This window comes from Acinetobacter sp. A22 (genome assembly GCF_030913345.1).
Lineage (GTDB): Bacteria > Pseudomonadota > Gammaproteobacteria > Pseudomonadales > Moraxellaceae > Acinetobacter > Acinetobacter junii.
Genome location: NZ_CP133162.1, coordinates 3038997 through 3055698 on the forward strand (window position 1 = coordinate 3038997; position 16702 = coordinate 3055698).

General features: G+C 40.3%; 14 protein-coding genes. 13 read left to right on the top strand and 1 reads right to left on the bottom strand.

Annotated elements, in window-relative coordinates; genetic code table 11:
- Window positions 1-2 precede the first annotated feature (2 nt).
- The 6 genes from Q9Q86_RS14770 to Q9Q86_RS14795 are packed head-to-tail and all read left to right on the top strand — an operon-like array spanning window position 3 to window position 7085.
- Window positions 3-341, top strand: coding sequence for a cell division protein FtsL (locus Q9Q86_RS14770; protein WP_004951532.1), 339 nt, complete (start codon window positions 3-5; stop codon window positions 339-341).
- Between the two features lie 10 nt (window positions 342-351).
- Window positions 352-2184, top strand: coding sequence for a penicillin-binding protein PBP3 (ftsI, locus tag Q9Q86_RS14775; protein WP_004964619.1), 1833 nt, complete (start codon window positions 352-354; stop codon window positions 2182-2184).
- A 3-nt stretch (window positions 2185-2187) separates the two neighbouring features.
- Entirely contained in the window at window positions 2188-3687 is a 1500-nt protein-coding gene (locus Q9Q86_RS14780) for a UDP-N-acetylmuramoyl-L-alanyl-D-glutamate--2,6-diaminopimelate ligase (RefSeq protein WP_112986736.1), read from the top strand.
- A gap of 8 nt (window positions 3688-3695) precedes the next feature.
- On the top strand, window positions 3696-5093 hold the full coding sequence (gene murF / locus Q9Q86_RS14785; protein ID WP_112986737.1) for a UDP-N-acetylmuramoyl-tripeptide--D-alanyl-D-alanine ligase: 1398 nt from the start codon (window positions 3696-3698) through the stop codon (window positions 5091-5093).
- Window positions 5094-6212: a phospho-N-acetylmuramoyl-pentapeptide-transferase gene (mraY, locus tag Q9Q86_RS14790; protein ID WP_112986738.1), complete on the top strand. Its 1119-nt coding sequence runs from the start codon at window positions 5094-5096 to the stop codon at window positions 6210-6212. It begins immediately after the preceding gene.
- A gap of 54 nt (window positions 6213-6266) precedes the next feature.
- Window positions 6267-7085, top strand: a complete 819-nt coding sequence (locus tag Q9Q86_RS14795; RefSeq protein ID WP_004964610.1) for a putative RNA methyltransferase — start codon at window positions 6267-6269, stop codon at window positions 7083-7085.
- Between the two features lie 14 nt (window positions 7086-7099).
- Here the strand turns inward: Q9Q86_RS14795 and ponA are convergent, their stop codons facing one another.
- Window positions 7100-9679 carry a penicillin-binding protein PBP1a gene (gene ponA, locus Q9Q86_RS14800; protein ID WP_112986739.1) on the bottom strand — a complete coding sequence of 860 codons (2580 nt, stop codon included), beginning with the start codon at window positions 9677-9679 and terminating at the stop codon, window positions 7100-7102.
- Window positions 9680-9841: 162 nt separating this feature from the next.
- On the opposite strand from ponA, the gene Q9Q86_RS14805 reads away from it, so the two are divergent.
- The 7 genes from Q9Q86_RS14805 to aroB all read left to right on the top strand — a co-directional run bounded on the left by Q9Q86_RS14805 (window position 9842) and on the right by aroB (window position 16691).
- Window positions 9842-10900, top strand: coding sequence for a pilus assembly protein PilM (locus tag Q9Q86_RS14805; protein WP_004951546.1), 1059 nt, complete (start codon window positions 9842-9844; stop codon window positions 10898-10900).
- Window positions 10900-11544, top strand: a complete 645-nt coding sequence (locus Q9Q86_RS14810) for a PilN domain-containing protein (protein WP_004909633.1) — start codon at window positions 10900-10902, stop codon at window positions 11542-11544. The genes Q9Q86_RS14805 and Q9Q86_RS14810 overlap by 1 nt, the downstream gene beginning before the upstream one ends.
- Window positions 11541-12281 (top strand): type 4a pilus biogenesis protein PilO, encoded by a 741-nt coding sequence (locus Q9Q86_RS14815; protein WP_075696026.1) that lies wholly within the window; start codon window positions 11541-11543, stop codon window positions 12279-12281. Before Q9Q86_RS14810 ends, Q9Q86_RS14815 begins: the two co-directional genes overlap by 4 nt.
- Complete coding sequence (locus Q9Q86_RS14820) at window positions 12281-12808, top strand: pilus assembly protein PilP (protein WP_004909624.1); 528 nt, start codon at window positions 12281-12283, stop codon at window positions 12806-12808. The genes Q9Q86_RS14815 and Q9Q86_RS14820 overlap by 1 nt, the downstream gene beginning before the upstream one ends.
- Window positions 12809-12869: 61 nt before the next feature.
- Window positions 12870-15008, top strand: a complete 2139-nt coding sequence (gene pilQ, locus Q9Q86_RS14825) for a type IV pilus secretin PilQ (protein WP_171293826.1) — start codon at window positions 12870-12872, stop codon at window positions 15006-15008.
- Between the two features lie 19 nt (window positions 15009-15027).
- Complete coding sequence (aroK, locus tag Q9Q86_RS14830; protein WP_112986741.1) at window positions 15028-15588, top strand: shikimate kinase AroK; 561 nt, start codon at window positions 15028-15030, stop codon at window positions 15586-15588.
- A gap of 20 nt (window positions 15589-15608) precedes the next feature.
- Window positions 15609-16691 (top strand): 3-dehydroquinate synthase, encoded by a 1083-nt coding sequence (gene aroB, locus Q9Q86_RS14835; RefSeq protein ID WP_112986742.1) that lies wholly within the window; start codon window positions 15609-15611, stop codon window positions 16689-16691.
- Window positions 16692-16702 lie beyond the last annotated feature (11 nt).

The window sequence follows — 16702 nt, forward strand, 5'->3', positions numbered from 1 at the left end:
CAATGAACAACAAAAATGATGACGAAGTTGTATCGAACACCAAAAAAGGTCTAAAAAAAGTTGTTGTTTATGCGGTGTTAGTTGCATCAGTATTTATCAGCGCCATGATGGTGGTATTTCAGGTGTTCGAATATCGACATGATTATCGTGACCTGAGTGCTTATATGCGTGAAAGAGATGATTTAAATGCTGAATGGGGGCGTTTGCTGATCGAGCAACAAACCTTTGGTGCAACTGCCCAGATTGGTTCACGTGCAGTAACGCAATTGCGTATGTTTTCACCTCCAGCTGCGCAAACCGTTGTGATTTCTTTACCTATGACTACAAAGCAAGATAAATAAGGCATGCTGTATGGCAGATAAGCGAAGTAAACCAATACGTAAAAAACAGCAGTCTATCTCAGAAAAGCCAACTTTAGCTTTGGATATGTGGCGCTTTTACCTGCTTTGGGGAACAGTGCTACTGTGCTTTGTGGTCTTGGTTGCGCGTGCATTTTATGTGCAGGTCGTTAATAAAGACTTTTTACAAAATAAAGCCAATGCCAATATTTTGCGGACTGAACGCCTTGAAGCAATGCGAGGTGTGATTAGTGATCGTCATGGTGTGCCTTTGGCGATCAGTACACCCATCATGAAAATTGTGATTGATCCACGTGATTATTGGGAGGCGAAGCATCTTTATGATGAAATTACAGCTGAACTCCAAAAGGACCCAACTAATCGTAAACTCAAACGCCAGTTACCTGATAAAAACTTAAATTTAGATGAATTAGCAGACGCAGTTGGTATTGATCGCAAAGATTTAAGAAAGCAGATGAATGATCGACCTCGTTCACGCTATTTAGTTCTACAAAAAGAAATTCCGCCTCAACAAGCTGATTTAATTGTTAAACGTAACTTTCAGGGTGTTTATGCTGAGAAAAGTTATAAGCGTTACTACCCACAACCTCAACCCAATGCGCAAATTATTGGTTTAACCAATAGTGAAGGTAAAGGGATTGAAGGTTTAGAGATGCAACTGAATAAGCAATTATCTGGAATGGATGGTGAGCAGAAAATCATCCGTGATAAAAAAGGTAATCGCTTAAAAGTTTCAGAAGTTATCAAAGAAGTTGAGTCTGGTGAAAATATCACACTAAGCATCGACTCTCGCCTACAGTACATCATGTATCGGGAATTGACTGCAGCAGGTGTTGCCAATAATGCACGTTCTGCGACGGCAATCGCTGTAGATGTAAAAACGGGTGAAATCTTGGCAATGACTAGTTGGCCATCTTATAACCCGAATGATAAAAATGGTTTAGCCAATAAAGATGCGATGCGTAACCGTGGTGCGATTGATATGTTCGAACCGGGTTCAACGATGAAACCTTTTACGGTTGCCGCAGCATTAGAAAGTGGTAAATACACACCAAATACGATTGTAAATACTGCGCCAGGAACCATGCGTTTAGGTTGGCATACCATTCGTGATACCCATAATTATGGTGCTTTAACACTGACAGGTATTATTGTTAAATCTTCTAACGTTGGTTCCGCAAAATTAGCGCTATCTCTGCCTAAAGACGCTCTGCCTTCATTTTTCCGTCGTGTTGGATTTGGTCATCGTTCCGACGTTAAATTCCCTGGTGAGAGTGCAGGTTTACTTTATTCTGGAGATAAATTAAATCCTTCTCAATTAGGAACCATGGCTTATGGTTACGGGTTGAATGCGACTATTTTGCAGTTAGCTCAAGGCTATGCAATGTTGGCAAATCATGGGGTTGAAATGCCACTCAGTCTGCGTAAGTTAGACAAAGCACCTGAAGGAAAACAGGTGCTTGATCCTAAAATTGCAGATCAAGTTTTGTTGATGTTAGAGCAGGTGACGATGCCAGGTGGTACTGCATTACAAGCCAACATTCCAGGATATCGTGTTGGTGGTAAAACAGGTACAGCACATAAATTACGTGCAGACCGTAAAGGCTATTCCAATAATGAATATCGTGCCTTGTTTGCAGGTGTTGCACCAGTCAGTGATCCTCGACTTGCCATGATTATTGTCGTTGAGAATCCACAGGGACGTTATTATGGTGGTCTTGTTGCTGCTCCTGTTTTTGCTCGAATTATGCAAGAGTCATTGCGCTTATTAAACGTTCCTTTAGATAAACCTCTTGATACTCCACAAAATCCAATCCGTAGGTAGATTATGTCGATTACTTTTCAGCAGATACACCCAGTTAATATCGATGCGGTTTGGGTTTCACAGCCATTCAATGGCTTTTGTTTGGATAGCCGCAAGGTAGCCTCTGGGCAGATCTTTATCGCACTAAATAGCTATAGCCAACCTGAAAAGACCATTGAGTTTGCCCAAAAAGCTCTAGATTCAGGTGCGTTGGCTGTGATTAGCGAAAGTGCTTTAGGCTTAAAGAGTGAGTGGGTGTGTCCCCAAGTACGTTACTTGATGGGTGAATGGCAAAAGCAGTATCTACAAGCGAGTGAGCCTGTACAAGCATTGCGGGGCGTTGCTGTAACGGGAACAAATGGCAAAACAACAATTTCACGTTTGGTGGCTGAGTTAATTAGTTCTCAAGGTTTGGGGTGTGCCGTTATGGGAACGACGGGTAATGGGATTTTACCTAATCTCACACCATCAACACATACGACCTTGGATGCCTTGCAGTTGCAAACTGCATTACATGACTATGCGCAGCAAGGTGCCAAATTTGTTGCGCTTGAAGCGAGTTCTCATGGTCTAGAGCAAGGTCGTTTAAATGGTTGTGATATCGAAATTGCGGTATACAGTAATTTGAGTCGAGATCATTTGGATTACCATGGCACTTTAGAGGCTTATGCCGAAGCTAAAGCATTGTTATTTAAATTTGCTACTTTAAAAGCGGTCGTGATTAATCTAGATGATCAATATGCTTCTATTATGCTAAAAGCAGCAAAAAATAACCCTTCACAACCTAAAATTCTAACTTATTCTTTAACTCAAACTTCTGCTGATTATCATATTGCGGATTTACAGTATCGTCTGAGTGGGGCAAGTTTTACACTGATCAGCCCTGTCGGAAGTTATGCGGTAAATAGTCCACTGCTGGGTCAGTTCAATGTTGAAAATCTTTTAGCTAGCTTAATTGCTGCGGAGTATGCAGGTTTTGATCTTGCTGACTTAGTGAAATTTGTACCCGAACTAAAAGGTGCACCTGGTCGTATGCAGGTGATCCAAGACCATGAACGTTTATTTGTGGTGGATTATGCGCATACACCTGATGCATTGATTCAAGTGTTGACCACTTTGAAACGCCACGTCACAGGTCAACTTTGGGCTGTTTTTGGTTGTGGTGGAGACAGAGATCGAGGAAAGCGCCCACTGATGACTCAGGCAGCCCTTGATCATGCCAATCCAGTAGTGCTGACTTCAGATAATCCTCGAACTGAGAATCCAGAACAAATTTTTGCTGATATGAAGCATGGTGTTGATTTTGATGGTCATCAAATAGATGAAATTCATGATCGCCGTGAGGCAATTAAATTTGTGGTCAAGCAAGCACAGGCAGGCGATATTGTTGTGATTGCGGGTAAAGGACATGAAAATTATCAAGAAATCGATGGTGTAAGACATTGGTTTGATGATGTGGATGAAGTACAGTCAGCAATCGCTGCACAATCACATGTTTTAGATTCAGCTTATCCTGCGCAATAGGGAATATTATGCATACCTCCACGACCAGTACAGTTCCATTAGAGCCTTGGACTCCAGAACAATTACAAGAAGCAACTCAAGGTGAATGGCTTCATGGCAATATTCCTCAAGGTGCAATAAAGCGAATTTTGACGGATTCACGTCATGCAGAAGTTGGTGATGTATTTCTTGCGCTTAAAGGTGAGCGTTTTGATGCTCATGATTTTGTGGCTCAGGTCGCGACTCAAGGCTGTCAAATTGCGATTGTAGAACGTCCTATAGATGTTGATATTACGCAATTGGTTGTTAAAGATACACGTTTAGCCTTAGGTGATCTAGGAGCCTATCGTCGTAAACAGAATGCACATCTGAAAGTGATCGCATTGACTGGAAGTAGTGGTAAGACAACAACTAAGGAAATGCTCGGGAGTATTCTCTCTCGTTTGGCACCGACATTGATTACACGTGGCAATTTAAATAACGATTTGGGTGTCCCAATGATGTTGCTTGAATTGCGTAAAGAACATCAATACGCGGTTATGGAATTAGGTGCCAGTCACCAAGGTGAGATTGATTATACGTCTAATTTGGTTCAACCTCATGTCGCAGGAATACTAAATATTGGTACTGCACATTTAGGTGAATTTGGAGGGCGTGAAGGAATCTGTCGTGCTAAATCTGAGATCTATGCGCACATTTTACCTCAAGGAGTGGCGATCGTTCCTACTGCTGATGATTTTACTGCCGACATTAGAAATAGTGCTCAAGCACACTCAAATTTAAGCTTTGGTCAAGGTGGTGATGTTTACGCGACTGAGATCGAATTAAAACCTCAATCAGTTCGATTTAGTTTACACACCCCACAAGGTCAGCGTGTAGTTAATTTACCTTTTGCTGGTGAGCATAATGTTCAAAATGCAACGGCAGCTACAGCCTTTGCTTTGGCAATTGGTATCGAATTAGATGATATTGTAGAGGGTTTGGAACAGGCCCAAGGTGCTAAAGGGCGTTTGAATTTTATTCAACATCAAAACCATTTGTTCATCGATGACACTTATAATGCGAATCCAACTTCAATGCGTGCTGCTGCCCAAGTGCTTTTGCAACAACAAGGCCTCAAGGTCATGGTCATGGGTGATATCGGTGAGTTAGGTGATAGTAGTTGGCAAGAGCATCATGATTTAGGTCGCGATTTAGCTGCTTTAGCCTTGGATCAAATTGTTGTAGTGGGTGAATATGCAAATGCCGCATTACAAGGTTCATCCCACTCAGAAAAATTACACGCCTTTGGGACACAAGCAGAAGCTTTACCATTTTTAATTCAGTTAATTCAAACACATCAACCCCAGTCAATGAGTTTCCTCTTTAAAGGGTCTCGTTTTACCCACATGGAAACGTTGATGGCTGATTTGATGGAGAAAATCTAAATGTTGTTATGGTTATTTGAGCAACTGGCGGGCTATAACAGCTCATTTCAGGTTGTTCGTTATTTAACATTACGCTCGTTATTGAGCGTGTTAACTGCGCTTATGATTGGTTTGGTTTTAGGACCAATCATGATACGCAAGCTACAAGCTTTGAAATATGGTCAGGCAGTTAGCTCGTTTGCTCCAGAAAACCATGCTAAAAAAATGGGTACGCCAACGATGGGGGGTATCCTGATTCTGCTTTCAATTGGGATCAGTACGCTATTGTGGGCTGATCTTTCAAATCCTTATGTTTGGATTGTCCTAGGTGTCATGGTTGTCTTTGGTGCTGTTGGTTGGGCTGATGACTGGATTAAAATCCGTTATAAAGATAACGCTGGTTTGCCTGCTCGTAAGAAGTTCTTTTGGACTTCGGTTGCATCTTTAGGAGCAGGTGTTGCGTTGTATGTTATTGCAAAGCAACAAGATAGTGTCGTGCATACAGCAAATATGCTGGATTTGCTTATCCCGTTCTTTAAGAATCTTTCGATCCCACTTTCAGTTGTTCCTCTTGGATTAGCATTTATCGTATTTACTTATTTGGTCATCAATGGAGCGTCGAATGCCGTCAATCTAACTGATGGTTTAGATGGATTAGCGATTATGCCAGTTGTTATGGTTGCTGCAGGTTTAGGCGTGTTTGCTTATTTGTCTGGTGATATTCGTTTTGCCAATTATTTGCATATTCCGTATGTAAAATATACTTCAGAGCTCGTGGTGATCTGTTCAGCAATGATCGGTGCTGGCTTAGCTTTCCTTTGGTATAATGCACACCCTGCACAAGTCTTTATGGGTGATGTAGGAGCATTAGCACTAGGCGCAATGTTGGGTACAATTGCGGTGATGGTTCGACAAGAAATTGTTTTTGCTATTATGGGTGGTGTTTTTGTTATGGAAGCTGTGTCAGTTTTCTTGCAAATCGGCTCCTTACGCATGCGGAATAAGCGAGTGTTTTTGATGGCACCTTTACACCATCATTATGAAAAGCAAGGTTGGAAAGAAACGCAAGTTGTTATCCGTTTCTGGATTATTACGATTTTCCTCGTTGTATTAGGGTTGATGACGTTAAAATTACGTTAAGCGAAAATTCACAAAAAAGCTGGTGGATACCGGCTTTTTTTTTGGAGAAAATAAATGAGTTTGCTGATGTGTCCTGTCTGTCGACACTCATTGGATTTGGTTGAAAACTCATGGCGATGTGAAAATGGACATCATTATGATGTTGCTAAGCAAGGCTATGTCAATTTGCATGTGGTACAGCATAAACATAGTAAAAGCCCAGGGGATACAGCAGAATCAGTTTTGGCTAGACGTGAATTCTTGCAAAAAGGTTTTTATGCACCTCTTCAAAACGCTGTTGTTGAGTTGCTACAAACATTGCAGCCCAGTTCTATTTTGGATATTGGGTGTGGTGAAGGCTATTACACAAGTGCAATGCAAGGTTGTGCAAAAGTCTGTATCGGTGTTGATATTGCAAAAACAGCAGTACAACGAGCTGCAAAACTGAATAATAAAGTCACATGGGTTGTTGGCACAGGTGCTACATTGCCAGTGAGGGACTCTGTAATTGATGTTTGTAGCAGTCTTTTTAGTCCCATCCCGCAAAGTGAAATTGGGCGGGTATTAAAACCAGAAGGATATTTGATTGTAGTAACGCCTGCACCGAAGCACTTGTTTGCATTGCGAGAAGCATTATTTGAACAAGTGAATTTGCATGAACCACAAAAATTCGTCGATCAGTTAAATGATGAATTTGATTTAAAGCAAGCACAGGTTATAGAAGCGTCACTGCGATTGGAACAACAAGATTTGAAGAATCTTATTGCGATGACTCCTTATGCTTATAAGGCAAATCCTGAGCGTAGAGCACAATTAGAGCAGCAAAATGAATTTGAGGTTACGGCTGCTTTTCAGATTTATTTATTTCAGAAAAGAAAGAAGCCATCAAATTGATGGCTTCGAATGAGTTATTGTATTTGATTAATTAGGTTTTCAATTCCATCCCGTTCCTTTTTAGGCGCGGGGTTTTGTGAATCATTATTCATTGGAGGTGGTTGTCTATTTGCTGGAACAATAATTTGTTCTTCACCTGAAGCATTTGTTCCTGGTAAATCAGAAAAATCATTCTCAACAGAGCGTGTTTGTGGTGCTGGTTCTGGGCGATACAATGGTCGAGCCAATGGTGGAGCGGCGCGATACTCTTTTTTATCTTCAGTTGATTGGATCTGTAGTTTATCTCGTGAAATTGGATCTTTAGCATTTTTATCTAAATGTACCCATGACGAAGGTGTGTCTTTGAGTGCATTTGCCATGAATGTTGTCCAAATTGGTAGGGCTGCAACGCCACCGTATTCTCTACGACCTAATGTGCGTGGCTGATCAAAACCAACCCAAGCTACAGCAACTAACTTTCCATTAAAACCTGCGAACCAAGCATCTTTTGCATCATTGGTTGTACCTGTTTTACCACTTAAATCATCACGACCAATTTTAAGCGCTGCACGACCTGTACCATGTTGAATTACATCGCGTAAGATATTCGCCATATCATATGCTGAACTTGATTTTAATATACGTTGAGCTTGACGATAATCGCTATAGGTTTTGGTGTCGACTGTAGATGTCGTTGTTTGTGCATCTGAAGCTGCGAGTGCGTCATCTAAAGATTCATTGGTGATCTCTTTGGTTTTAGCTTCTTCTGCAGCTTGTTGTTCTGCATAAGCATTTGGATTGTTGATACATGGGATGCAGGCATATTCAGGTTTGGCCTCATAAATGACTTTACCTGTTGCATCTTCAATACGTTTGATGAAATGTGGTTGAATTCGATATCCACCATTTGCAAAAGTAGCATAACCAGTAGCCATTTGAATTGGTAATACCTGTGGTGTACCTAAGGCAATTGTGTAGTTGCGAGGAATCTGTTCTTCTTCTAAACCAAAGTCCATAAACAGCTGTCTAGCTCGTTCAATTCCTACATTTTGCAATAAACGAACTGAGACAGTATTTCGAGAAAGGTAAAGCGCACGACGTAGAGGGATCATCCCAAGATAGCGTCCATCAGAGTTCTTTGGCGACCATTTCCCAATACGGATCGGGCTATCATTTACCATGCTATAGGGCGTCATACCTCGTTCTAAAGCGAGTGCATAAACAAAAGGTTTAATGGTCGAACCAGGTTGTCTCCAGCCTTGCACAGCACGGTTAAATTTCGATTGATAAAAATTATATCCGCCAACGACTGCTTCAATTGAGCCATCATTTGGGTTTAAGGCGATTAATTGCCCTTGAACTTTTGGAACTTGGACCAGTGACCAGGCTGATTTGTCTTCATTAGGACGTAAGCGGATAATGTCCTTTACCTTCACAATTTGGGATGCGTGAGAAGGCGCACCACCAACGCTATTCGCATTGCGATAAGGACGTGCCCATGACATGCCTGACCAATTTACGGTGACAGTCGAGCCATCTTGCATCAAAGCTTCAAATGAATTGGTATTTACTTTAGTTACTTGCGCTGGAAAAGTATTTGCATATGCCATAAATTGATTAAGTGGTTTGTCGTGATCTTCAGGACCACGCCAGCCATGTCGTCGATCATACGCCTCTAAACCATCTTGAATGGATTGTTCGGCGAATTTTTGTTTGTTGCTATCAATCGTTGTGTAAACTTTATAACCAGAATCAATCGCTTGTTCACCAAAATGTTCTACGAGTTCAGAACGAACCATTTCACCGACGTAAGGATGAATATTGCTCACAGAGCGATCAATCATATTGAGATTGATCGGTTCAGCAACTGCTTTTTGATACTGTGATTGATTGATGTAACCTAGCTGTAACATTCGACCTAAAATCCAGTTACGACGCTCTAAAGCACGTTCAGGATTTACGACTGGATTGTATTTCGATGGTGCCTTAGGTAAACCAGCAATCATCGCCATTTGAGCGATACTGAGTTGATCTAAATTTTTGTTGTAATAAATTCTGGCTGCCGCAGCAATTCCATAGGCATTTTTACCTAAAAATATCTTATTTACATATGAACTTAAGATTTCTTGTTTGGTTAGATTTTGCTCTATTTTTCGTGCTAAAAATACTTCGGTAAGCTTACGCTTAAGTGTCCTTTCTGGGCTTAAATAATAGTTCTTCGCAACCTGCATGGTGATTGTTGAGCCACCTGTTTGCACGTCAGAACCTGTAATTGATTCAGTGAGTGCTCGACCTAAACCTTTGAAACTGATGCCATTATGTTCGAAGAAAGAGGAGTCTTCCGCTGCTAAAAAAGCATGAATAAATGTAGGAGGGATTTGCTCATATTGAACTGGAATGGATAGCTTCCCACCATATTCTGCAATTAACTTATTATCAGCTGTATACACCTGTAATGGCTTCAATAATGGCGCTTTTTTAAGAGAGCTCATATCTGGCAAAGAGGGTGCTAGATAGAGATACATGCCATAAAAACCCATTGGAAGTGAGACTAAGATAATAATAAGCATCAAAAAAAATGGGCGAACAATGCCAGAACTGGATAGCTTTTTCATAATAAGTAAGTTTTAATAAGAGCGAATGGCAAACTAATTGTGGTCAGTATATCCTTTAGACATACGGATTGTTAGATGAGATATTGTATCCGTATAAATTAAAGACCAAAACAAATTAGTGTGTTGTATTTTTGGGGATAAAAAAATAAATAGGAAAGTACTGTGCTCAGGTTATATCGTAAACCAAATAAGGGGTTAGTGGGTGTCGATATTAGTTCGACAACTGTTAAGTTATTGGAACTCTCTGTTAAGAACGGTCGATATTGGGTTGAAAGTTATGCATTGATGCCACTACCTGAAAATAGTGTGGTTGAGAAAAGCATTTTAAACCCAGAAGCAGTTGGCGACGCGCTTGAACGAGTTGTTAATCTTGCAAACCCTCACACTACCAATGTGGCTATTGCCGTGCCTACTTCGATGGTCATTAATAAGATCATCGAGATGGATGCTGACATGACGGATGATGAGCGGGAAGTTCAAATTCGTATGGATGCAGAGCAATATATTCCATTCCCATTAGATGAAGTTAGTTTGGACTTTGAAGTCTTAGCTGATCGATTGGCAAATCCTAATCGTGTCAATGTGTTATTAGTCGCTACGCGTACTGAGAATGTCGATTCACGTGTTGAAGTTCTTGAGTTAGCAGGTCTAAAGGCAAAGATTGCTGAAGTCGAAAGCTATGCGATGGAACGTGCTTTTAGTGTATTCGCTGATACGCTACCTATGGGTGCGAATACAGTGGGTATTCTAGATATTGGGCATACGATGACGACGTTATCGGTCATGCAAAAAGGTAAAATTATCTATACTCGTGAGCAAGTGTTTGGTGGAAAACAACTTACTCAAGACGTTCAAAATCGCTATGGTTTATCTTTTGAAGAAGCTGGTCGAGCTAAAAAAGAAAGAAGTTTGCCAGATGATTACGATACCGAAGTTTTAGAACCGTTTCTTGATGCAGTTGTGCAACAAGCTGCACGTTCGCTGCAATTCTTTTTCTCATCATCTCAATTTAATGAGATTGACCACATCCTGTTAGCAGGTGGTAATGCCAATATTCCAGGTCTAGCTAAACTGTTGCAACAAAAGCTAGGTTATCGAGTAACGATTGCCAACCCATTTTTACAAATGGGCTTTTCTCCCCAAATCGATATCAAAAAAATAGAAAATGATGCCTCATCCTTGATGGTGGCATGTGGATTAGCATTGAGGAGTTTTGATTAATGGCAAAGATTAACTTACTCCCTTGGCGTGATGAGCTAAGAGAACAACGAAAGAAACAATTTATTGCATATTGTGTAGGGGTCGCTGCATTAGGTGTGGCGTCAGTTTTGGCAGGATGGGGTTATCTTGATTACAAATTAAATGATCAAGAACAAGCGAACCAACTGATTGTGAGCACAAATCAAAATCTTGATGCTCAATTAAAATCCTTAGATGGCTTGCAAGAGCGACGTAATGCAATTATTGAACGGATGAAACTCATTCAAGGATTGCAAGGTCAAAGACCTGTTGCTGTACGTTTAATCGATGAATTGGTGCGAGTTACTCCGCCAACCATGTATTTGACTAAATTTACACGTACAGGAGATAAGTTCACGATAGAAGGTAAAGCTGAAAGTCCAAATACGGTTGCTGAGTTACTGAGAAATCTTGAAGCATCGCCGTGGTATCGCAATGCTTTTATGAATTCCTTTTTAGCGGCTGAAGAGAAAAAAGACAAAACTGTCAGCTCGCTTATACCTCGTATTGAAGAAAACTATGGAAGTTTTGTTGTAACTGTTGATCTTGGTGAAATAGGTACAACAGTTGAAGCTGACCCATTAGCAGAAACGGTCGCATCAGGAACAGTGGGGGCAGCACAATGAGTCAAGAAGAATTAAATGAACTCAATCAAGATGTTGCTGTAAAGAAAAAGAAAATGACAGTAGAGCAATTCTTTCAGCAATTTAATACGCTTGATATGAATAATTACGGTAGCTGGCCGCTATCTGTAAAAGTGACATGTTGGATTTTTGTTTTTTTAGCTGTTTTAGCACTTGGTTACTTTGTTGTTATTAAATCTCAGCTTGAGCGTATTGCTAATGAAGAGGCTAAAGAGCAAAGTTTATTGAATGAATTTAGAGAAAAAGACTCTAAACTGCGTAATTTGCAGCGTTACCAAGCTCAGTTACAAGAAATGGAAGCTAATTTTAATCAGCAACTAGAACAATTGCCGAAAGAAACTGAGATTCCAAGTTTGGTTGAAGATATTAACTTGACTGGTGTGAATTCGGGGTTGAAGTTTAAAAACATTCGCTTGGAAAATGAGGTTAAGCAAGAATTCTTTATTGAACAACCGATTAGTATAGAAGCAACTGGCGATTATCATGCATTTGGAGCATTTGCTACAGGTATTGCGGCATTGCCTCGAATTGTAACTTTACACGATTTCACGGTTGAAGCATCACAAGATACGACGAAGAAGTCAGATATTCCTGTTGTGAATTACTCCGTTAAGGCAAAAACCTACCGTTATGTGGGTGCTGATGATGCAGCAAATACTGAGGTTGGAGCGGCGGTACCTCCTCAGAATAATCCACCTAGTCAAGGAGGAACTAACTAATGAATAATTATAAATTATTGTTTAGTTTTATGGCCGGGCTTGTTTTGGTTGGATGTGATTCAAAAATTGACGCTGTAAACCAAAAAATGGCTGAAATTCGGAATGAACCTGCTTTACCTATTGAGCCAGCACCGGTATTTAGCCCTGTACCATTATTTAACTATTCAGCACATCAATTGAAAAGTCCATTTATGCCAAGCTCATTGGCAGCTGAGTTGAAAATAATGGCGGGTAAACGTGTTTATCCAAATTTCAATCGTCAACCACAACCACTGGAAAGTTATGCGTTGGAATCCCTAAATATGAAGGGTAGCATGCGTGGTAAAACGAATGAAACGATAGCGCTGATTCAGACCCCGGACCGACAAATTGAGCGGGTGCAGGTTGGAAACTACTTAGGAATGAATCAAGGTCGAGTGGTAAAAATTAGTCCGACTCAGATTGATTTGGTGGAAATTGTACCAGATGGGCGTGATGGTTATGTGGAGAGACCAAGAACACTCGTTCTAATTGGTATGGCACCATAAAATTAAGGGAATAAAAATGAAAAAACAGATTAAAGATTCTTTATTTGGGGAAGCGAAGACCATGAATCATGCATTCCGTCAATTTTCTATGGCTGCGGTTGCAATTGCTATTTCGCAAGTAGCTTCGGCACAGGTGGGTATTACAAATATTGTGCCGATGAACTTGGGGGATCAGGGTACTGAAATCAGAGTCATGTTTAATGGTTTGCCTCCTCAACCACAGGCCTATCAACTTGAGCAGCCTGCTCGTTTAATTTTAGATTTTGATAAGGCTCAGCAGAACTTAAAGCAAACGTCTATTCCTGTTTCAACCAATGAGGCAAGTTCCGTCAATGTGGCTGCAGATGATCAGCGTGCACGTTTGATTGTAAATTTAAAAGACTCGGGTGCTTTCACAACCCGTGTTGAAGGTAATACTTTTGTTTTAAAAATAAATTCTGCAAAACCAACATTAATCAGTAATCCTACGGTTGCTACTCGACAAGTTCAACAAGGGGTTTCCAATATTGGTTTTCAACGAGGAAATCAAGGTGAAGGACTAGTTGTTATCGATTTATTGGGGGGTAATACACCAGTAGATGTACAACAACAAGGAAGTAAAATTGTTGTTCGTACTCTTGGAAATAAAATCCCAACGCACTTGGCGCGTCGTTTAAATACTAATGATTTTGCGACCCCAGTAGCAAGTATTGATGCTTATAACGACAAAGGAAATGGGGTTATTACTATTCAATCTGCGGGTAGCTATGAGTACATGGCTTATCAGGCAGAGAACAAACTTACAATTAGTTTAAAAAGACCAGAAGATAAATCACCGAATAAAGCTAAGCCACAAACTTATACTGGAAATAAAATTTCATTGGATTTCCAAGACATCGAGGTTCGCCGTGTTTTGCAATTATTAGCAGACTTTACGGGAATCAACATGGTTGCTGCTGATACTGTACAAGGAAATATTACACTACGTCTTAAAGACGTTCCTTGGGATCAGGCTCTTGATATCGTTTTGAAAACAAAAAACTTGGATAAGCGTCGTAATGGAAATGTAATTTGGATTGCACCAGTTACTGAGCTAATCAAAGCGGAAGAGGATGAAGCGAAAGCAATCGCTCAAAGTGTGAAACTTTCACCTTTGCAAACAGAGTATATTCAATTGAGTTATGCGAAAGCGGCAGATATTGAAAAACTCATTACTCAAGGTAAAAATGGCTCAGGTAATGGTAATCGTAATCAGGGAGCTAATGATCTGTTAGGGGATAGCGTAGGTAGTTTATTGAGCCCACGCGGAACTGTTTCGATTGACCCACGGACAAATACGTTGATTATAAATGATACATCTCAAAAGATTGATCAAATACGTAAAATGATCGATTTACTCGATGTTTCGGTTAAACAAGTGATGATTGAAGCACGTATTGTGCGTGCAAGTACAGACTTTACCAAAGAGATGGGTGTGAAGTGGGGGATATTGTCTCAAGGTATAGCATCTAATAATGATTTGCTTGTTGGTGGTAGTGATACAACTTTATGGAATTTACGAGAACCTACAGCTGATAGTGAAACTGGTGGTTGGAAATATGATATTGAGCGTCCAGATAATCTGAATGTGAATTTAGGTGCTGTGACACGTGGAGCAAGTCGTATTGCTTTTGGTTTAATTAGTCTTTCAGATTTTATGTTGGACCTAGAGTTGTCGGCTGTTCAGGCTGATGGTTATGGTGAAGTAATCTCAACTCCGAAAGTTCTAACCGCAGATAAGCAAGCTGCAAAAATTGAATCAGGGACTCAAATTCCTTATTCATCTTCTACGGGTGGTGGAGCTAATGCTGTTCCAAAAACTGAATTTATTGATGCGACCTTAAGTTTGGATGTTACACCAAGTATTACCCCTGAGGGTAAGGTGATGATGAAATTAAACATCACCAAAGACTCACCAGGAACACCAACACCTACAGGGCAGTTGACGATTAATAAAAACACAATTGATACGAATGTTGTGGTTGATAATGGTGAAACTGTTGTTCTTGGTGGAATCTTCGAGCAAGAAAATATTAATTCTCAGACCAAAGTTCCATTCTTGGGTGATTTACCTTATGTTGGGAAATTATTCCGCAGAGAGTCTAAACAAGACAATAAACGCGAGTTGCTTATTTTTGTTACGCCGAGAATTGTTAATGACACTTTGACAAGAAATCATTAATATATTTTCAATAGTCGCAATGAATATAGGTGGCGCGTTGCCAAGCAAAGCGTTTGAATCCCTACCAAATATTTATTTGGTAGGGCCAATGGGGGCAGGTAAAACAACAGTTGGTCGGCATTTAGCAGAATTGTTAGGTCGTGATTTTATTGATAGTGATCATGAAATCGAACGTAAAACAGGCGCTACCATTCCATGGATATTTGAAAAAGAAGGTGAAGTTGGATTTCGTTTACGCGAGACAAATGTATTAAATGACTTAACTTCTCGTTCATCATTAGTTCTAGCAACAGGTGGTGGTGCAGTTACTCAAGCAGAAAATCGTCAATTCCTTCATCAGCGAGGAATAGTTGTTTATCTTTATACGCCTGTAGAACTTCAACTGCAGCGTACCTATCGTGATAAAAATCGTCCATTACTTCAAGTTGAAAATCCTGAAAAGAAACTTAGAGAATTGCTAGATGCGAGAGATCCACTCTATCGCGAAGTTGCTCATTATATTATTGAAACAAATCAAGGTGCAGCAAGAGATTTAGCTCAAAGAATTCTTCAGTTAATTTTATCTAAACAAGACAAGTAATTTATTTAGTGGTTAATGCTATGCAGACGTTACATGTAGAGTTGGGGGATCGTCGGTATCCTATTTTTATTGGTAGTCATTTAGATCCCAAGAGATTACTTGAACCTTATCTGCTCGGACGACAAGTGATGTTGGTATCTAACACAACTGTCGCACCTTTATACGCGGAGCATTATGTTAAAGCTTTAGAGCAATTAGATAAGCAAGTTGCAACTTGTATCTTACCTGACGGTGAGCAGTATAAAGATATTGAGCATTTGAATCTGATTTTTAATGCTTTATTAGAAGCGGGTTTTAATCGAGATTGTACAGTGCTTGCCTTAGGTGGTGGTGTTGTAGGTGATATGGCTGGTTTTGCATCCGCTTGTTTTCAACGTGGTGTAAATTTCATTCAGGTTCCTACAACTTTATTGTCGCAAGTGGACTCGAGTGTTGGGGGGAAAACAGGAATTAATCATCCACTGGGTAAAAATATGCTGGGTGCGTTTCAACAACCTCAAGTTGTACTTGCGGATATGGCGCAGTTAGAAACCTTGCCTGATCGAGAGTTATCGGCTGGATTGGCAGAAGTGATTAAATATGCCTTACTTGGTGATCTTGATTTTTTAACTTGGCTCGAAGAGAACATGGATGGGTTGGTTGCTCGAGATGCTAACTTGTTAGCTGAAGCAGTTTATCGCTCTTGTGCTCATAAGGCTAGAATTGTTGCAAATGATGAGAAAGAGCAAGGTGAACGAGCTTTGTTGAATTTAGGTCATACATTTGGGCATGCAATAGAGTCTTATTTAGGTTACGGTATTTGGTTGCATGGAGAAGCTGTTGCTACGGGGATGGTGATGGCTGCTGACTTGTCTGAACGTTTGGGTTGGATTACAAGTGAAGATCTTGAGCGTACAAAAAAAATCATTCAACGTGCTCGTTTACCGATATCATGTCCAAAAATTCCTCTTGAAGAATTCTTAGCTTATATGGCACATGATAAGAAAGTTTTGAATGGTCAATTGCGTTTGGTTTTGTTGAAACAACTTGGACAAGCAGTGATCACTAAGGATTTTGATGTTGAGCTGATGAAACAAGCGATTCTTGCAAACCAAAGCGCGTAATTAAAATTAGG